Origin of the sequence: Anaeromyxobacter sp. Fw109-5, assembly GCF_000017505.1 — a bacterium.
Taxonomy (GTDB): Bacteria; Myxococcota; Myxococcia; order Myxococcales; family Anaeromyxobacteraceae; genus Anaeromyxobacter.
The window spans coordinates 2,985,001-3,003,383 of record NC_009675.1 but is presented as its reverse complement, the minus strand read 5'-3'; the positions used below and the strand labels follow the sequence as shown (position 1 = coordinate 3,003,383).

Annotated in this window: 17 protein-coding genes (1 of these 17 running past the window's edge); 16 read left to right on the top strand and 1 reads right to left on the bottom strand. The window is 74.8% G+C overall.

Annotated features, from left to right (window positions below; genetic code table 11):
- Window positions 1-29: 29 nt before the first annotated feature.
- Window positions 30-707: a lipopolysaccharide assembly protein LapB gene (locus tag ANAE109_RS13270; RefSeq protein ID WP_012097385.1), complete on the bottom strand. Its 678-nt coding sequence runs from the start codon at window positions 705-707 to the stop codon at window positions 30-32.
- Window positions 708-822: 115 nt separating this feature from the next.
- On the opposite strand from ANAE109_RS13270, the gene lpxB reads away from it, so the two are divergent.
- From lpxB to ANAE109_RS13190, 16 genes are all read left to right on the top strand, one after another.
- Window positions 823-1,956: a lipid-A-disaccharide synthase gene (gene lpxB / locus ANAE109_RS13265; protein WP_012097384.1), complete on the top strand. Its 1,134-nt coding sequence runs from the start codon at window positions 823-825 to the stop codon at window positions 1,954-1,956.
- Window positions 1,953-2,690: a polyprenol monophosphomannose synthase gene (locus ANAE109_RS13260; RefSeq protein ID WP_012097383.1), complete on the top strand. Its 738-nt coding sequence runs from the start codon at window positions 1,953-1,955 to the stop codon at window positions 2,688-2,690. The genes lpxB and ANAE109_RS13260 overlap by 4 nt, the downstream gene beginning before the upstream one ends.
- Before the next feature lie 99 nt (window positions 2,691-2,789).
- Window positions 2,790-3,440: a MarC family protein gene (locus ANAE109_RS13255; protein ID WP_041448329.1), complete on the top strand. Its 651-nt coding sequence runs from the start codon at window positions 2,790-2,792 to the stop codon at window positions 3,438-3,440.
- A 101-nt stretch (window positions 3,441-3,541) separates the two neighbouring features.
- Window positions 3,542-5,242 carry an AMP-binding protein gene (locus ANAE109_RS13250; RefSeq protein ID WP_012097381.1) on the top strand — a complete coding sequence of 567 codons (1,701 nt, stop codon included), beginning with the start codon at window positions 3,542-3,544 and terminating at the stop codon, window positions 5,240-5,242.
- Window positions 5,243-5,385: 143 nt separating this feature from the next.
- Window positions 5,386-7,455: a translation factor GTPase family protein gene (locus tag ANAE109_RS13245; RefSeq protein WP_049768582.1), complete on the top strand. Its 2,070-nt coding sequence runs from the start codon at window positions 5,386-5,388 to the stop codon at window positions 7,453-7,455.
- A 148-nt stretch (window positions 7,456-7,603) separates the two neighbouring features.
- Complete coding sequence (locus ANAE109_RS13240; RefSeq protein ID WP_012097379.1) at window positions 7,604-9,439, top strand: ABC transporter ATP-binding protein; 1,836 nt, start codon at window positions 7,604-7,606, stop codon at window positions 9,437-9,439.
- Between the two features lie 3 nt (window positions 9,440-9,442).
- Complete coding sequence (locus ANAE109_RS13235; protein WP_012097378.1) at window positions 9,443-10,537, top strand: PHP domain-containing protein; 1,095 nt, start codon at window positions 9,443-9,445, stop codon at window positions 10,535-10,537.
- Between the two features lie 23 nt (window positions 10,538-10,560).
- Window positions 10,561-11,844 carry a 3-deoxy-D-manno-octulosonic acid transferase gene (locus ANAE109_RS13230; protein WP_041449165.1) on the top strand — a complete coding sequence of 428 codons (1,284 nt, stop codon included), beginning with the start codon at window positions 10,561-10,563 and terminating at the stop codon, window positions 11,842-11,844.
- Window positions 11,841-12,839 (top strand): glycosyltransferase family 9 protein, encoded by a 999-nt coding sequence (locus ANAE109_RS13225; RefSeq protein ID WP_012097376.1) that lies wholly within the window; start codon window positions 11,841-11,843, stop codon window positions 12,837-12,839. Before ANAE109_RS13230 ends, ANAE109_RS13225 begins: the two co-directional genes overlap by 4 nt.
- On the top strand, window positions 12,836-13,951 hold the full coding sequence (gene lpxK, locus ANAE109_RS13220; protein ID WP_012097375.1) for a tetraacyldisaccharide 4'-kinase: 1,116 nt from the start codon (window positions 12,836-12,838) through the stop codon (window positions 13,949-13,951). The genes ANAE109_RS13225 and lpxK overlap by 4 nt, the downstream gene beginning before the upstream one ends.
- A gap of 4 nt (window positions 13,952-13,955) precedes the next feature.
- On the top strand, window positions 13,956-14,876 hold the full coding sequence (locus tag ANAE109_RS13215) for a lysophospholipid acyltransferase family protein (protein ID WP_012097374.1): 921 nt from the start codon (window positions 13,956-13,958) through the stop codon (window positions 14,874-14,876).
- 9 nt (window positions 14,877-14,885) lie between these two features.
- On the top strand, window positions 14,886-15,896 hold the full coding sequence (locus ANAE109_RS13210; RefSeq protein WP_012097373.1) for a bifunctional heptose 7-phosphate kinase/heptose 1-phosphate adenyltransferase: 1,011 nt from the start codon (window positions 14,886-14,888) through the stop codon (window positions 15,894-15,896).
- A gap of 7 nt (window positions 15,897-15,903) precedes the next feature.
- Window positions 15,904-16,386, top strand: a complete 483-nt coding sequence (locus ANAE109_RS13205) for an adenylyltransferase/cytidyltransferase family protein (protein ID WP_012097372.1) — start codon at window positions 15,904-15,906, stop codon at window positions 16,384-16,386.
- A 13-nt stretch (window positions 16,387-16,399) separates the two neighbouring features.
- Complete coding sequence (locus ANAE109_RS13200; protein WP_012097371.1) at window positions 16,400-17,533, top strand: glycosyltransferase family 4 protein; 1,134 nt, start codon at window positions 16,400-16,402, stop codon at window positions 17,531-17,533.
- Between the two features lie 20 nt (window positions 17,534-17,553).
- A complete protein-coding gene (locus ANAE109_RS13195; protein ID WP_012097370.1) occupies window positions 17,554-17,766 on the top strand; it encodes a Trm112 family protein in 213 nt (70 codons plus the stop codon).
- 56 nt (window positions 17,767-17,822) lie between these two features.
- Window positions 17,823-18,383, top strand: the 5' portion of a protein-coding gene (locus tag ANAE109_RS13190) for a YicC/YloC family endoribonuclease (RefSeq protein ID WP_012097369.1). 315 nt of this gene lie beyond the right edge of the window; the window shows 561 of its 876 coding nt (coding positions 1-561); the start codon lies at window positions 17,823-17,825; its stop codon lies beyond the right edge, outside the window.

Genomic DNA, 18,383 nt, shown 5'->3' with positions numbered 1-18,383 from the left:
CATCCCGTCGGGAGTCGCCCGAGGGGGCCCTACCGCGCAGAGGGGAGGCGCCTTGCCGCGCCGCCGCGGGAGAAGGCGGCCGCGACCCAGCGCCACAGCGCTCTCGGAGAGGGCGCCAGCCGGAGCGCGGCCCACCGCACGCGGCGCAGGTCCCGCCCGCGGGCGTGTCCCTCGAGCGCGCGGAGGATCGCCCGCGCCTCGACGCGCTCCCCCAGGGCGGCGAGGAGCGGCGCGAGCGTCAGTCGCGCCTCCACGTGCATGGGCTCGAGCTCGAGGGCGAAGCGCAGGAGCGAGACGGCCGCCGGGCGCTGGCGCCGGGCCAGCACCTGGCCGCCGTCCACGAGCGCGCCGACCGCGTCGGCGCGCCGCCCCCGCAGCGCGTGAAGGCGGGCGAGCTCCCTCCGGAACGCCGGCTCCTGCGGGAACACCTGGATGGCGTTCGCGCAGACCGCGGCGGCGCGATCGGTGAAGCCGGCCGCGAGGTGGCGCTCTGCGGCGCGGCGGAAGCAGCGCGCGCCCTCGGCCCCCTGGCCGATGCGCGCGAGCAGCGGGGCGATCTTCACGTTAAGTGATGGATCCTCGGGGTCGGCGCGGAGCGCCTCCCGGTATCCCGCGACGGCCTTGCGGATCCGTCCGCGCGCGCGGGCGCGGTCCGCCGCGGCGATGATCTCGACGCGGGAGCGGGGCTTTCGGCGGAAGAGGGCCACGCGGCGATGTTAGCCGCGCTCGGGCGCGAAGCTCCACCCGTCATCGTGGCGCCGTCCGCCCACATCGGCCCCCGCCGTTGGACCGGCCGTCGGCGCGGTGTTATGACCCGCCCGCTTGGCCGAGGAGATCCTCATCGTCGCGGGCGAGGCGAGCGCCGACCTGCACGCGGCGCGCGCGCTGGAGGAGCTCCGCGGCCTGCGCCCGGGGGTCCACGCCTTCGGCGTCGGGGGGCCCCGGCTGCGCGCCGCCGGGCTGGAGGCGATCGCCCCCGCGGAGGACATCTGCGTCATGGGGGTCGCCGAGGTGCTGCCCAGGTTGCCGCGGATCCTCGGGATCCTGCGGCTGCTCGCGCGGACCGCCGCCGAGCGGCGCCCGAAGGCGGCCTTGCTCGTGGACCTGCCCGACTTCAACCTTCGGCTGGCCGCGAAGCTGAAGAAGCTCGGGATCCCCGTCGTCTACTACGTGTCTCCCACCATCTGGGCCTGGCGGAAGGGCCGCGCGAAGAAGATCGCCAAGGTGGTGGACCGGATGCTCTGCATCCTCCCGTTCGAGCCGCGCTACTACGAAGGCACCGGCGTCCGGGCGCGCTTCGTCGGGCATCCGTTCGCGGAGCGGCCGCCTCCGGAGGCGCCGGGGAGCTACCGCGCCGCGCTCGGGCTCGACGGGGCGCGCACGACCGTGGCCCTCGTGCCGGGCAGTCGCCCCTCCGAGCTGAAGCGGCTGTTCGCGCCGATGCTCGAGGCCGCCGAGCGGATCAAGGCCGCTCACCCGGACGCGCAGTTCGTGGTCCCCGTGGCGCCCACGCTGCCGCGGAGCGCGCTCGAGCCGTACCTCGCGCAGCACCGCACCATCGAGGTGAAGCTCGTCGACGGGCGCACCGAGGAGGTGGTGGGCGCGAGCGACGCGGCCATCGTGAAGAGCGGCACCTCCACGCTCGAGACGGCGATCATGCTCCGCCCGATGGTGGTGGTGTACCGGCTCTCCTGGCTCACGTACGCGCTCGGCCGCCTCCTCGTGCGCATCGCGCACTTCGCGCTCGTCAACATCCTCGCCGGTCGTGGAGTGGTGCCCGAGCTGCTGCAGGGCGAGGCCTCCCCGGCCCGCATGGCGGCGGAGATCGAGAAGCTCCTCGGCGACCGCGTCGCGCGCGACACGCAGCTCGCGGCCCTGCGCGAGGTGCGCGACTCGCTCGGGGAGCCCGGCGCGCCGAGGCGGGTGGCCGAGGAGGTGGCTGGGGTCATGACATGAACGATCGCCGTCCGGCCCTGGTGTGCCTCCCCACCTACGACGAGCGCGAGAACCTGGAGCCCCTCCTGGCGGCGGTCCTGGCGGCCACCCCGGACGTGGACGTGCTGGTCATCGACGACAACTCGCCGGACGGCACCGGCCGGCTCGCCGACGAGATCGCCGCGCGCGAGCCGCGCGTGCAGGTGCTGCACCGCGCCGGCAAGCAGGGGCTCGGGAAGGCGTACCTCGCCGGCTTCGACTGGGCGCTCTCGCGCGGCTACGCGTACGTGCTGGAGATGGACGCGGACTTCTCGCACGATCCGCGCTACCTGCCCGCGCTGCTGGGGCGGGCCCGCACCGACGCGGACCTCGTGCTCGGCTCGCGCTACGTGCGCGGCGGCGGCACGGTGAACTGGGGCCTCGGCCGCAAGCTCATCTCGCGCGGCGGGAGCCTCTACGCGCGCACGATCCTGGGCGTCCGCGTGAGGGACCTCACCGGCGGCTTCAAGTGCTTCCGGCGGGAGGTGCTCGAGGCGATCGACCTCTCCACGGTGGAGTGCACCGGCTACGCCTTCCAGATCGAGCTCACCTACCGCGCGCTGCGGCGGGGGTTCCGGGTCGTCGAGGTGCCCATCGTCTTCGCGGACCGGCGCGTGGGGCAGTCCAAGATGTCGCGCCGCATCGTGCTCGAGGCCGTGCGCAAGGTCTGGTCGATCCGCCGCTCGCCGTTCGCCCGCCGCGCGTCCGAGCAGTAGCCCCGCGCCGCAGGCGAGGGGGGTGCGCCCCGGCGGCCCGCCTCGCGCGCTGTTTCCGGAATGACGACCGGTCGTTTGGGGTATGTTGCGCCCCGCGTCATGGGAGAGCTCCTCAGCCTCGGCTTCGTGTCGTTCTCGGCGATCTTCTTCGTCGTCGACCCGTTCTCGGCGGTGCCGTTCTTCCTCGCGATGACGCGACGGCACTCCGCCGAGGAGCGGCGCGTGATCGCGCTCCGCGCCTCCATCGCCGCCGGCGTCGTGCTCGCCGGCTTCGCGCTCGCCGGCGCGTGGGTGTTCAAGCTCCTCGGCATCAGCCTCGGGGCCTTCAAGATCGCGGGCGGCGTCGTGCTCCTCCTCCTGGCGCTCGACATGATCCGCACGCAGCCGTCGCGGACGCGCATCACCGAGGGTGAGGTGGAGGCCGGCGCCGACAAGGAGGACATCGCCATCGTCCCGCTCGCGATGCCGCTGCTGGCCGGGCCCGGGGGGATCGCGACCGCCGTCGTCCTCATGGCCCGCGCCCGGGGCGGCCCGTGGTGGCACGCCCTCCCGGTGCTCGTCGCGATCGCGCTCACCGCCGCGGCGAGCTACGCCATCCTCGCCGGCGCCACGCGCACGGAGAAGGTCCTGGGGCGGACCGGCCTCGCCATCCTGGAGCGCGCCGCCGGCCTGCTCCTCGTGGCGATCGGGATCCAGTTCATGCTCGACGGCCTGTCGGAGTCGTTCGTCGGACGGCTGCTCGGCGGGTGAGAGCGCGGCCGTCCCGAGGGTACCCTGCCGGGACGCCCCGGACGGCTCGCGGCGCCTGCGGCCCTCTGTCACACTCGCCGTCCCCAACCACGGGAGGCCGAATGTCGTCCACGGAGAGCTTCCGCCGCGCCCGCGACTTCCTCGTGAAGCACCGCGAGGACTACGAGACCGCCTACCGGGAGTTCCGCTGGCCCGTCCTGGATCGCTTCAACTGGGCGCTCGACTGGTTCGACATCGTCGCGGACGGGAACCCCCGCACCGCCCTGCACATCGTCGAGGAGTACGGCGCCGAGGTGCGCCTGTCCTACGCGGAGCTGGCGGAGCGGTCGAACCGCGTCGCCATCTACCTGCGCCGTCACGGCGTCGAGCGCGGCGACCGCATCCTGATGATGCTGCCGAACTGCGTCCAGATCTGGGAGGTGATGCTCGCGGCGATGAAGCTCGGCGCGTGCGTGATCCCCGCCAGCACGCTCCTCACGCCGGAGGACCTCGTGGACCGCATCGAGCGCGGCCGCGTGCGCCACGTCGTGACCGACCCGGCGGGCGCGGAGAAGATGCGCACCATCGACGGCGGCCTGACGCGCCTCGTCGTCGGGGAGCAGGTCCCGGGCTGGATCCCGTTCGAGCTCGCCTACGAGGAGTCGTCGCTCTTCATCCCGCACGGGGAGACGATGTCGTCCGACCCGGTGCTGCTCTACTTCACGAGCGGCACGACCGCGAAGCCGAAGCTCGTCGTGCACACGCAGCGGAGCTATCCGGTCGGGCACCTCTCCACGATGTACTGGATCGGCCTCCGCGAGGGCGACGTGCACATGAACATCTCGTCGCCGGGCTGGGCGAAGCACGCCTGGTCGAGCTTCTTCGCCCCGTTCAACGCGGGCGCGACGGTGTTCGTGCACAACTACGCGCGCTTCGTGCCGCGCGCGACGCTGGAGGTGCTCGCGCGCCACGAGGTCACGACGATGTGCGCCCCGCCCACCGTCTGGCGCATGCTCATCCTCGAGGAGCTCGCCCAGCACCAGGTGAAGCTGCGCGAGGCCCTCTCCGCGGGCGAGCCCCTCAACCCCGAGGTCATCGAGCGCGTCAAGCGGGCGTGGGGCGTCACCATCCGCGACGGCTACGGCCAGACGGAGACGACCGCCCAGATCGGCAACTCGCCCGGGCAGCCGCTCAAGACGGGCTCCATGGGCCGCCCGCTGCCGGGCTACCGCATCGCGCTGCTCGACGAGGACGGGCGCCCGGCGCCGGAGGAGGGCGAGGTCAGCATCTCGCTCGAGCCGCGCCCGGCCGGCCTCATGGCGGGCTACGAGGACGACCCCAATCTCAACGAGTTCACCGCGCGGCACGGCCACTACCACACCGGCGACGTGGCCACCCGGGACGCGGACGGGTACATCACCTACGTCGGGCGCGCGGACGACGTCTTCAAGAGCTCGGACTACCGGATCAGCCCGTTCGAGCTGGAGAGCGCGCTCATCGAGCACGACGCGGTGGCGGAGGCGGCGATCGTGCCGAGCCCGGACCCGGTGCGCGGCCTCGTCCCCAAGGCGTTCATCATCCTCAAGCCCGGGCGCGCGCCCGATCGAGAGCTGGCGCTGGAGGTCTTCCGGTTCCTGCGCCGGCGGCTCGCGCCGTTCAAGCGCGTCCGGCGCCTCGAGTTCTCGGAGCTGCCGAAGACCGTGTCCGGCAAGATCCGCCGCGTCGAGCTCCGCCGCCGCGAGCAGGCGCGCGAGCCCGGCGCGCCGCGCGGTCCCCGCGAGTTCTGGCAGGACGACTTCCCCGAGCTCGCCCGAGGCGACTGATCACGACGGTCCGCGGCGAACCGGCGCGGCCCTCTCGGGCCGCGCCGGCCGCGCGGTGAAGAACCCGTGGCGCCGCGGCCGTGTCTCGTTGCATCCTTCAGCGACCACCCCGCGCCCGGGGGCGCGGGATGCCGGAGAACGACATGGCCAACTCCCGCGTGATCCGCACCTTCTCCATCATCGGCGCCGACGGGGCGGGGAAGACCGCCCTCGTCGAGGCGCTCTGGCGCATCGCCGATCCGAAGCGCCCCCCCGCCGAGGGCTCGACCTCGCGCCTCGACGCGGAGCCGGAGGAGAAGAAGCGCAACTTCACGCTGTCGCTGCACCCCGAGAGCTTCGAGGAGGGCGGCCGCGCGTTCCACGTGCTCGACTGCCCGGGCTTCGCCGCCTTCCTGACGGAGGTGGAGTGGGCGCTCCAGGTGACCGAGGGCGCGGTGCTCGCCATCTCGGCCGCCGACGGTGCGCACAACCGTGCGGAGCGCACCTTCGACGTGCTCGCCGAGTCGGGCCGGCCCGCGATCGCCGTCATCACCCGGCTCGACCACGAGCAGGCCGACTTCGCGAAGACGCTCGCCGACGCGGAGGCCTCTCTCAAGGTGAAGGCCGTCCCGCTGCAGCTCCCCATCGTCGCCGGCGGGAAGTGCGCCGGCCTCGTGAACCTGCTGTCGATGAAGGCCCACCTCCACGACGGCAAGGGGAAGTACGCGGAGGGCGAGATCCCCTCCGACCTGCGCGGCGAGGCGGAGCGCCTCCGCACGGGCCTGGTGGAGGCCGCGGCGGAGTCGGACGACGAGCTGCTCGGGAAGTACCTCGAGGGCGGCGCGCTGACGGAGGACGAGATCGCCCGCGGCGTCGCGGCGGGCGCGGCGGCGCAGCGCCTGCTCCCCGTCGCCTGCGCGTGCGCCAAGAGCGGCGTCGGGATCCGGGAGCTGCTCGACCTCGCCGTCCGCGTCTTCCCGGCCCCGGAGACCCGCGAGCTGAAGGGGAAGGACCTCGCGGGCAAGGAGGTCTCCCGCCAGGCCTCGGCGGAGGCTCCGTTCTGCGGCCAGGTGTTCAAGACGACGATCGACCACTTCGCCGGGCGCGTCGACTACGTCCGCGTCTTCTCCGGCACGCTGAAGCACGACGCCACCGTGATGAACCCGCGGACGCGCAGCGAGGAGCGCGTCGCCCACCTGCACCGCACCGACGGCGCGCAGACGGCGGAGGTCCCCGAGGCCGGGCCCGGCGAGTTCGTCGTGCTCATGAAGCTCAAGGACGCGCACACCGGCGACACGCTGTGCGACCCCGGCGCGCCCCTCGTCCTGCCTCCCTTCGCGCAGCACACGCGCCCGGTGTCGTACGCGGTCCACGCGAAGGCCGGCGACGACAAGGCGGCCGCGGCGCTCCAGAAGCTCATCGAGGAGGATCCCTCGCTGGAGCTCGCCCGCTCCCCGGACACCGGCGAGATGCTCCTCCAGGGCATGGGCCAGGCGCACATCGATGTCACCGTCGAGCGCGTGAAGCGCAAGCACGGCGTCGAGATCACCCTCGCGCCTCCGACGCCGGCGTACCTCGAGACCATCACCGCGCCCGCCAAGGCCCAGGGCAAGTTCAAGCGGCAGACCGGCGGGCACGGGCAGTACGGCGACGCGCACGTGGAGCTGTCGCCGAAGCCGCGCGGCGAGGGCTTCGAGTTCGAGGACGCGATCGTGGGTGGCGTCGTCCCGCGCCAGTTCATCCCCTCCGTCGAGAAGGGGATCCGCGGGGCGCTCCACTCGGGCCCGCTCGCCGGCTACCCGGTGGTCGACTTCAGGGCGAAGCTCGTGTTCGGCAGCTACCACGACGTGGACAGCTCCGACATGGCGTTCCAGGTGGCCGGGTCGATGGCCTTCAAGAAGGCGGTGCTCGAGGCTCGGCCCATCCTGCTCGAGCCGGTCATGAAGCTCGAGGTGCGCGTCCCCGAGGAGTACGTCGGCGCGGTGATGGGCGATCTGAACAGCCGGCGCGCCAAGGTGCAGGGCATGGAGCCCCTCGCGCGCGGCGTGCTCATCCGCGCCGTCTGCCCGCACGCGGAGGCCATGACCTACGACGCCGATCTCCGCTCGCTCACCCAGGGCGTCGGCTACTTCACCATGGAGCCGTCGCACTACGATCCGGTGCCGCCGCCCATCGCGCAGAAGATCATCGAGCGGCGGAGGGCCGAGGGGAAGGTCAAGGGCGTCGAGGAATGAAGCTGCCCCTCTGCCCCGGCGGCGCCGATCGATGGCGGGGTTGAGGCGGCGAGCGGGCGGGCGAGCGAAGGGGTGGGCGCGAGTCGCCCCCGGTCGGGGTGCCGTCGTCCTGCCTAAGGCGGGCGTTCTGGCATAGGATGGCCGCGCCTTGCGCTCGTACCTGAGACTCCTCGCCTTCGCCGCGCCGTACAAGCTGACCCTCGCACTGGCCATCCTGTGCATGGCGGTGCTGTCGCTCTCGACCGCCGCGTACGTGTACCTGCTCGGGCCGGTGCTCGAGTTCCTGTTCCGGGGCGACCCTCACGCGCTCGCTGGCCTCGCCCGGTTCCTGCCCGCCTCGTGGGACGTCGCGGGCCAGCTCGCCCGGCTCGACCGCACGGCCGTGCTGGGCGTGCTGCCCGCCATCATCGTCGCCCTGGCGATGGTGAAGGGGGTCGCGTACTTCGGGCAGTTCTACCTCATGGGCATGGTGGGGCAGCGGATGATCGCGGACGTCCGCCGCGCGCTGTTCGACCACCTCCTGCGGCTGTCGCCCGACTTCTACGCGCGCCGCCACTCGGGGGACATCCTCCAGCGCTTCTCCGCCGACGTGCTCTCGGTGGAGAGCGCGGTCTCGAACGCCATCCCGAGCTACCTGCGCGACGGCATCACCGTGATCGTGATGCTCGCCTCCTGCTTCCTGCTGGACTGGCGCATGTCGCTCGTCGCGTTCGGCGCGGTGCCGGTGACGCTGCTGCCCGTGGTGCGGCTCGCGAAGCGGCTCAAGCGCGTCACCGGCCACGCGCAGTCCACGGCCGGCGAGCTCTCGGAGATGGTGCAGGAGGCCGTGAGCGGGATGCGGGTCGTCCAGGCGTACGGCATGGAGCGGTGGGAGTCGGGGCGGTTCTCCGACGCGAACCGCAAGCTCATCCGCATCCTGCGCCGCAGCTACCTCGTCCGCGCGTTCTCCTCGCCGCTCATGGAGATCATGGGCGCAGCCGGGCTGGCGGCGGCGATCTGGTGGGTGGGCGGGCGGATCCTCGCCGGCGAGCTCGAGCCGGGGAAGTTCTTCTCCTTCGTCGCGGCCGTGCTCCTCCTCTACACGCCGGTGAAGCAGCTCGGGCGCGTCGGGCAGATCGCCATGCAGGGCGCGGCCGCCGGCGACCGGATCTTCGAGATCCTCGACACGCCGAGCGCGGTGCCGGACGAGGGGCGCGATCGGCTCCCGCCGTTCTCCCAGGCGATCCGCTACGAGCGGGTGACCTTCGCCTACGGCGACCGGCCGGTGCTGCACGGGCTGGATCTCGAGATCCGCAAGGGCGAGGTGGTCGCGCTCGTCGGGTCCTCGGGCGGCGGCAAGACCACGGTGGCGAACCTGCTGCCCCGCTTCTGGGACGTCTCCTCCGGGCGGATCACCGTCGACGGGAAGGACCTCCGCGAGGTGACGCTGGAGAGCCTGCGCGCCCAGCTCGCGCTCGTGACGCAGGAGACGGTGCTCTTCAACGACACCATCCGCGCCAACATCGCCTACGGCCGGCCGGAGGTGTCGCTCGCCGAGGTCGAGCGGGCGGCGCGCCTCGCGCAGGCGCACCAGTTCATCGAGGCCCTGCCGCAGGGCTACGAGACGCGCGTCGGCGAGAGGGGCGTCCTCCTCTCGGGCGGGCAGCGGCAGCGCATCGCCATCGCGCGCGCGTTCCTGAAGGACGCGCCCATCCTGGTGCTCGACGAGGCGACGAGCGCGCTCGACGCGGAGAGCGAGCGCGAGGTGCAGCGCGCGCTCGACTCGCTCATGGCGATCGAGGGCGGCCACCGCCGCACGACGCTGGTCATCGCGCACCGGCTCTCGACCGTGCGGAACGCCGACCGCATCGTGGTGCTCTCCGGCGGCCGCGTGGTGGAGCTCGGCACGCACGCCGAGCTCGTCGCCCGCGGCGGGGAGTACGCGCGCCTCCACCGGATCTTCGAGGGCGAGGCCCGCGCCGAGGCGCGCGCCAGCGCCGGCTAGCCCGTGAAGCGGATCGTCTCGCTCGCCGTCGTCCTCCTGATCGCCGCCTACGGGGTCCTCGCCGCGACGTCCTGGCGGGAGCGCGCCCTGCGGCGCGCCGCGGCGGTCCACGTCGACGCCGCGCGGGACGGGCTGCGGGGCGCCTACCACGTGCACACCACCGCGAGCGACGGCCGCGGCTCGCTCGCGGAGGTCGTCGCGGCGGCGCGGGAGGCGGGCCTCGACTTCGTCGTCGTCACGGACCACAACGTCCGCGCGCCGGAGCGGCCGCAGTACCTCGAGGGCGTCCTCGTCGTGCCCGCGACCGAGGTGTCCACGCCGTTCGGGCACGTGGTGGCGCTCGGCGTCCCCCGCGCCCTCAGCCGCGAGGAGCGGGAGCGGGACCCGCTCGGCACGATCGCGGCCCTGGGCGGGCGGGCGGTGCTCGCCCACCCCTTCCACCCGCGGCGTCCGTTCACGGGGTGGGGGAGGGGCCCGTGGCGCGGGTTCGAGATCGTCTCCAACGACACCTCCTGGTCCCGCGTCGTCGCGGATCGGGAGGCGGGCAAGCTCGTGCGCGCCGTGGCGTCGCTGCCGTGGGACGGGGCCCGCGCCGTGCTGGCGCTGTCCGACGATCCCGCCGACGAGCTCGCGCGCTTCGACGCCGAGAACGCGGCGGCGCGCGCGGCGGGCGACGAGCGGGTGCTGCTGTGCTCGGCCGACGCCCACGGCTATCCGGGGTACCGCGCGGCCTTCGAGGCGTTCTCCATGCGCGTGCCCGCGGCGCGGACCGGCGACGCGGAGGCGGACGCGCGCGCGGTGACGGCGGCGCTCCTCGACGGCAGCGCCGCGTGCGTGTTCGACGGCGTGGCGCCCGCCGCGCGCGTGAGGCTCGTCCGGGCCGACGCCGGCACGATCGCGCTCTCGCTGGGCGGTCCCCCCGATCCCCGCGCCCGCCTCGCGCTCTTCCGCGACGGCCGCCCGGCGGGCGACCTCGCGCCGGGCGCCGACGGCGCGGCGTTCCGCTGCGACGGCGCGTGCCCGCCCGGCGACTACCGGGTCGAGGCCCGCGTCGACGGCCGTCCGTGGATCTTCACCAACCCCCTGCGCATCGAGTAAATAGCGCCCGACGAGAGGTCCTCCTGCACGTCGTCTACGTCATCGCGAGCTACGCGCTCTTCCTCGTCACGCTGCCGGTGCTGCTCACGCACCGGAAGCTGCGCCACGGCATCGGCCAGCGCCTCGGGCTCTACCGGCGCGGCCTCGACCTGGGGCGGGGAGCCCCCCGCATCTGGCTGCACGGCGCGAGCGCCGGCGACCTCCTCTCGCTGCAGCCCATGATGCGCGAGCTGAAGCGGCGACTGCCCGGCTCGTGCATCATCGTCACGACCATCACCAACAGCGGCCTCGAGATGGCGCGCAAGAAGCTCTCCGAGGCGGACGTGGTGCTCTACGCGCCGTACGACCTGTTCGGCGCGACCCGCCGCGCGGTCGCGGCGCTCCGCCCCGACCTCCTCGTCCTCGAGTACACCGAGATCTGGCCGAACCTCATCCGCGCCGCGCGCAAGGCCGGGGTGCGGATCGCCCTCACGAACGGCCGCTTCAACCCGGCGAAGCTCTCGCGCTACCGGGCGATGTTCCGCGCCATCCGCAACCCGCTGCGCCGCATCGACTGCTTCCTCATGCGCTCGGACGAGGAGGCGGAGCGGGCCCTCGCGCTGGGCGCCGCGCCGGATCGCGTCTGGGTGACCGGCAACACCAAGTTCGACGCGCTGGTGCTCGACGGCGCGGAGGGAAGGGAGCAGGCGCTGCGCGCGGAGATGGCGCTCGATCCGGCCGCCCCCACCTTCATGGCGGGCTCCACGCACGAGGGCGAGGAGGAGCTCGTGCTCGGCGTGTACAAGGGGCTGCTCGAGCGCCACCCGCTCCTGCAGCTCGTGATCGCGCCGCGCTACGTCGAGCGCTCCGGGAAGATCATGGCGCTCGCGGCGGAGGCGGGCCTCTCGGTGCGGCTGCGGAGCGGCGGCGCCGCCGCCGGGCACGCGCAGGTGACGATCCTCGACACCATCGGAGAGCTCTCCCTCGCGTACCGGCTCGCCACCCTGGTGTTCGTGGGCGGGAGCTTCGTCACCCGGGGCGGGCAGAACGTGCTGGAGCCGGCGGCGCAGGGGAAGCCCGTGCTGTTCGGGCCGCACATGGAGAACTTCAAGGACTCGGTGCAGGTGCTGCAGGGGCGCGGCGGGATCCAGGTCGCCTCCCCGGAGCAGCTCCTCAAGGTCGCCGAGGAGCTGATCTCCCGGCCGGACCAGCTCGCCGAGCTCGGCACGCTGGCGCGCGGGTCGGTGACCTCCATCCGCGGCGCGAGCGCCCGCAACGTCGAGCACATGCTGTCGATCCTCCCCCGGGCCAAGGCGGCGGTCGCGTGAGGGAGCCCGCGAGCATCCTCGTCGTGCGGTACAGCGCGCTCGGCGACGTCGTCCTCGCCACGAGCGTGCTCGAGCCGCTCCGCCGCCGCTTCCCCGGGGCGCGCGTCGAGTGGGTCACCGATCCGCTCTACGCGCCGCTCCTCGAGGGCCTGCCGGAGCTCGCGCAGGTCCACCGGCTCGCGCGCGACGGCGCGAACGGCGCGTGGGCGCTCGCCGCCCGGCTGCGCGGCCGCTTCGACGTCGCCATCGACCTGCAGCACAAGGCGAAGAGCGTCCTGCTCGCGCATGCGGCCGCTCCGATGCGCGCCGCCTTCCGCCGCCGCTCGGCGGCGCAGGCGCTGCGCTCGGTGTTCGGGGCGGATCCGCCGCTCGTCCGCGCCCACCAGACGCACCTCTACGCCGAGGCGCTCGCGCCCTTCGGAATCACGGAGCCGGGGCGCACGAAGGTCGCGCTGTCGCCGCAGGCGCGCGCGCTCGCGGCCGACGCGCTCGGCGGGGTGGACGGCTCGATCGTCGCGATCGCTCCCGGCGCGCGCTGGGCGACCAAGCGCTGGCCCGCGGAGCGGTTCGCCGCGATCGCCGACGCGCTCTCCGCCGACGGCCACCACATCGTCCTCTGCGGCGGGCCGCCGGACCGCGACGCGTTCGCCGCGTTCCGCGCCGCGGCGCGATGCCAGGTGGCCGCGGACCTCTCCTTCCTGCCGCTCGACGCGCTGGCGGCGGCGCTCGCCCGCGTCCGGCTGCTCGTCGCCTGCGACTCCGGCCCCGTCCACCTCGCGACGGCGGTGGGGACGCCGGCGCTGACGCTCTTCGGTCCGACCTCCGCGGCCCGCTGGGGGCCGCCCGCGCCCGGGCGGTCGCTCTCCCTCGCGCTCTCGTGCGCGCCCTGCTCGAACCACGGCGGCGACTACTGCCCCGAGGGCCACCACCGCTGCCTGCGCGACCTCGCGCCGGAGGCGGTGCTCGCCGCCTCCCGCGAGATGCTCGGACGATGAGCGTCGTGGAGCGGATCTGGTGGGGTCACCGCGCCGCGCCGGGCGAGGCGGTGCTGCTCGCGCCGCTCCTCCTCGCGGAGGGGCTCTTCCGCGCGGGCGCCGCCGCGCGCGGCGCCCTCTACGACTCCGGGCTCCTCGCGCAGGCGCGGGCGGGGGTGCCGGTGATCTCCATCGGCAACGTGGCGGTCGGCGGCGCCGGGAAGACGCCCGCGGCCATCGCGGTGTCGGCCCGGCTGGCCGCGCGCGGCCGCCGGGTGGCGGTGCTCTCGCGCGGCTACGGCGCCTCCCGGCGCGACGCCCGCGTCGTCTCCGACGGGGCGCACGTGCTGCTCGGCGCGGGCGAGGCCGGCGACGAGCCCGCGCTCCTCGCGCGCCGCCTCCCGGGCGTGGCGGTGCTGTGCGGGCCCCGGCGCGCCGCGCTCGCGGCCACCGCCGTCACGACGCTCGGCGCCGACGCGCTCGTCCTCGACGACGGCTTCCAGCACCGGGCGCTCGCGCGCGACCTCGACGTCGTGGTCCTCGACGCGGCGAACCCCTTCGGCAACGGGCACCTGCTGCCGCGCGGCCCGAACCGCGAGCCGCGGGCGGCGCTCCGGCGTGCCGGGCTCGTCTGGCTGTCGCGGGTGGATCAGGCCGACGAGGTGGCCCTCGAGGCGCTGCGGGCGCTGGCGCTCGAGGCGACGGGGCGCGCTCCGGTGGAGTCGCGCCACGCCCCCGTGGACGTCGTGGACGGGACCCTCGCGCGGAGCCTCGGGCGCGAGGCGCTGCGCGGGGCGCGCGTGCTGGCCCTCTCCGGCCTGGCGCGTCCGGGCGCCTTCCGGCGGACCCTCGCGGATCTCGGCGCCGAGGTGGTCGGGGAGCGCGCCTTCCCGGATCACCACCGGTTCACCGACCGCGAGCTCGACGAGGCGCTGCGGGCCGCCGAGGCCGCGGGCGCGCGCGCGGTGACGACCGAGAAGGACGCGGTGCGCCTCGCGCCGGCGCGCGCCGCCGATCCGCGCCTGTGCGCCGTGCGCATCGACGCCGAGCTCGTCCGCGGCGAGGACCACCTCGCCCAGTCCCTCGACGCCGCGCTCGCGCGCGGCGACGTCCTCTCCCGCAGCGCAGGGTGACCGCATGCGCCTCCTCGGCTGGATCCTCTCCCGCCTCCCGCCCCGCGTCGTCGCCGCGCTCGGCGCGGCCCTCGGCTGGCTCGCCTGGCAGAGCCGGATCCGCCGGCGCGTCGTGCTCGACAACCTGCGGCTCGCCTTCCCGGAGAAGACCGAGGCCGAGCGCCGCGACATCGCGCGCCGCACCTACCGCAACTTCGGCCAGATGATCCCCGACTTCTTCCGCGTGCCCTCGCTGCCGCGCGAGGCGCTCGAGGGCATCTTCGTGCACGACGGGTGGGAGAACTTCGAGGCGGCGCGGGCGCTCGGCAAGGGCGTCATCGCCGCGACCGCGCACTTCGGGAACTTCGAGGTGCTCGCCGCCGCCCACACGCTGCGCGGCGTGCCCATCACCATGATCAGCCGCGAGATGGGCAAGTCGGGCGCGAACGACCTCTGGCGCAAGGCGCGGCTGCGGGCCGGCGTCGAGGACCTGGTGGTCACGAAGGGCAGCACGCTCTCGGCGGCGATCCGCTCCCTCAAGGCGGGGCGCGTGCTCGGCTACGTCATCGACCAGAACCAGCCTCGCCGCCGGGCCATCTTCCCCACCTTCTTCGGCGTGCCGGCGGCGACCGCGGCGACGCCCGCGCTGCTCGCGATGCGCACGGGCGCGGCCGTCGTGTTCACCGTCTCCGTGCCGCTCGGGGACGGGCGCCACAAGGTGGTGATCGAGGGTCCGCTCGCGCCGCCCGACACCGGCGACCGCGACGCCGACGCGCTCGCCTTCATGCAGGCGCTGAACGACCGCCTGGAGCACTGGATCCGGCTGCACCCCGATCGCTGGTACTGGCTCCACCGCCGGTGGAAGACGCGGCCGGAGGGCGAGGGGGCAGGGGTGGGCGGGGCGGCGGCCGCCGCCGCATTGACGCGCCCGGACGGCGCGCGGTAGGAAACGCGCGTGCGCCGCCCCCGTGAGAACCTGCTGCCGTCGCTCGCCGGCCTGCTCCCTTCGTTCGAGCGGACGGAGGTGGTGGTCGTCGGCGACTTCGTGGCGGACGAGTACGTGTACGGCGAGACGGAGCGGATCAGCCGCGAGGCGCCGGTCCTCATCGTGCGCTGGGAGTCGTCCGAGCTGAAGGCGGGCGGGGCCGGCAACGCCGCGCAGAACCTCGCCGCGCTGGGGGTGAAGGTCCGCGCGGTCGGCGTGGTCGGCGACGACCGGCTCGGCGCGGCGCTCCTGGAGGAGCTGGAGGAGGGCGGCATCGACGTCTCGGGGCTGATCCGCGTCCCCGGCCGCGCCACGGAGGCGAAGACGCGCATCCTGGCCGGTGGCCGCTCCACCCGTCGCCAGCAGATGATCCGCCTCGACCGCGCGCCCCGCGAGCCGCTCCCGGCGGTGATCCAGCGGCGGATCGTCCGCGAGCTCGAGCGGCACGGGAAGGGCGCGAGCGCCGTGCTGGCGAGCGACTACGGCTCGGGGACCGTGCACCCGGACGCGATCGAGGCGCTCCGCCGGCTGAAGCGTGGCGGCGTGCCGGTCTGCGTCGACTCGCGCTACCAGCTGCGCTCCTACACCGGCCTCACGATGGTGAAGCCGAACGAGGTCGAGCTGGAGGCCGCCTCGGGCGTGCCCCTCGGCGAGCCGGGCGCGCTCGAGCGCGCGGCGCGAACGCTCCAGCGGCGCGTCGACTGCGAGGTGCTGCTCGTCACGCGCGGCCGCAACGGCATGTCCGTCTTTCGCAAGGGGCTCCCGCCCGTCCACGTCCCGGCGCACGGCAGCCAGGACGCGGTGGACGTGACCGGCGCCGGCGACACCGTCGCGGCGACCTTCAGCGCCGGGCTCGCGGCGGGCGGCGACCCCGTCACCGCCGCGCGGCTCGCGAACGTGGCCGGCTCGCTCGTCGTGCAGAAGCCGGGCACCGCCACCGTCTCCCGCGAGGAGCTCGCCGCCGAGCTCCTCCGCCCGTGAGGCCCGCGTGATCTCCCCGAAGCGCGTGACCCTCGCCGAGCTCCCCCGGGTGCGCGCCGCCGCGAGCGCGGCGGGGCGCACCATCGCGCTGGCGAACGGCGTGTTCGACCTCTTCCACGTCGGCCACCTGCGCTACCTGAAGGGCGCCCGGGCCGAGGCCGATCTGCTCGTGGTCGCCGTCAACAGCGACGCCTCCACGCGCGCCAACAAGGGGCCCGGCCGGCCGATCGTGCCCGAGGGGGAGCGCGCCGAGATCGTCGAGGCGCTCGGCTGCGTCGATCACGTGGTGCTCTTCGACTCGAAGGACGTGGTCCCCGTGATCCGCGCGCTCCGCCCAGACGTGCAGGTGAAGGGGACGGACTACACCCCCGACACCATCCCCGAGGCGGCCGAGGTGCGCGCCTACGGCGGGCGCGTCGCGGTCGCCGGGGACCCGAAGGACCACTCCACCACCGAGCTCATCGGCAAGCTCGAGGCGACGCGGCGCTAGGCGCCCGGGTGTCGTGCGGGTCCTCGAGCTCCTCTCCTCCGCCTGGTGGACCGGCCCGGCCGAGCCGATGGCGTCGGTCGCGCGGGAGCTCGCCGCGCGCGGGCACGCGGTGGAGCTCGCGGTCGAGACGCTCCGCGAGGGCAACCTCGTCGCGCGCCTCCGCGCCGACGGCTTCACGGTCCGCGACGACCTCGCGCTCTCCACGAAGTCCGGCCCCGTGCGCTACCTGCGCGACGTGCGCCGGCTCGCGGCGCTGGCGCGCGGCGGGGTGGACGTGCTGCACGCGAACTTCTCGCACGATCACGTGCTCGCGCTCCTGGCGCTCCGCGATCGCGAAGGGGCGCGCGTCGTGCGGACGGTCCACTCCGCCCGGGCCCTCGCGCGGGGCGGCCTGCAGGGCGCGGCGTTCAGGCGGACCGACGGGCTCGTGGCGGTGTGCGAGGCGCACGCGCGCGCCCTCGTCGAGCGCTCCGGCGTGCCCGAGGCGCGCGTCCTCGCGACGCGCGGCGCGGTGGACGCCGCGGCCTTCGCGCCGGCGGGGCCCGACCTGCGCGAGGAGCTCGGCATCGCGCCGGGCGTCCCGGTCGCGGGGATCGTCTCGCGCATCAAGCCCGGGCGGCGGCACGAGGAGCTGGTGGACGCCTTCCGGACGGTCGCGGACCGGCTGCCGGAGGCGCGGCTCGTGATCGTGGGCAGGGGCGAGGGCGAGGAGGCGATCCGCGTGCGGGTCGCGCACCGCGGCCTGCAGCGCAACGTGGGCTTCGCCGGCTACCGGACCGGCGACGCGCTCGCCGCGGCCTACCGCACGTTCGACGTGAACGTGCTGCTCGCCGAGGGCAACGACGGCACCTGTCGCGCGCTCCTCGAGGGCATGGCCGCGGGGCGGCCCGGCGTCGCCTACCGGTTCGGCGCTCCCGCCGAGGCGATCGTCGACGGCGCGACCGGGCTCCTCGCGCCGGAGGGCGACGTCGCCGCGCTGGCGGACGCCCTGGTCGAGCTCCTGGGCGCGCCCGCGAGGGCGCGGGCCCTCGGCCGCGCGGCGCGCGAGCGGATGAAGACCGCCTTCACCGAGGCGGCGCGCGGCGAGGCCGTCGCAGCGTTCCTGACGCGGATCCTCTCCTTGCCGCCCGCCGGACGCGCGGCGTAATCTCCGCGACGGAGGTGTCCATGGCGCTCGCGCCCGAGCTGAAGGAGATCCTCGCCTGCCCGCGCTGCAAGGGTGACCTCGAGTTCCGCGAGGACGTCCACGAGATCCGCTGTCACCGGTGTCAGCTCGCCTTTCGCATCGAGGACGACATCCCGGTGATGCTCCTCGACGAGGCGCGACCGCTCGGCGTCCGCCCGGCCGGCAGCTCCGGCGAGGGCGGCGACGCGCCTTGACGGTCCCCCAGGGCGACGCTACGGTCCGCGCCCATGCGTGCTCCCGGGGTCGAGCGATGATCCGCAGCATGACTGGCTTCGGCGCCGGCCACGGCGCCGCCGCGGGCGAGGAGCTGGACGCCGAGATCCGCTCCGTCAACCACAAGTTCTGCGAGGTCAAGGTCCGACTGCCGCGCGAGTACGCGGCCCTCGAGCTCGAGGCCGCGAAGCTCGTGAAGGAGCGGCTCGCGCGCGGTGGAGTGGACGTCTCCATCCGCCGCGCCGCGGGGGTGGGCGGGCTCGCCCCGCGCGTGGACGTGCAGCTCGCCGAGGCGTACGCGCGCGCGTTCGCGGAGCTGCAGGCCCGGCTCGGCCTGGCGAGCGGCGCCACCCTCGCGGACATCCTCGCCGCCGACGGCGTCGTCCGGCTCGACGAGCGGGAGGTCGATCTGGAGGCCGGGCGCGAGGCGCTGCGGGCCGCGCTCTCGACCGCGCTGGACGCGCTCGTGGAGATGCGCGCGCGCGAGGGCGCGGCGCTCGCGCGCGACCTGTCCGGCCGCCTCGACACCATCGAGGCGCTGGCGGCCCGCGTGGCCGAGCTCGCGCCGCAGGCGGTGGAGCACCACCGCACGCGTCTG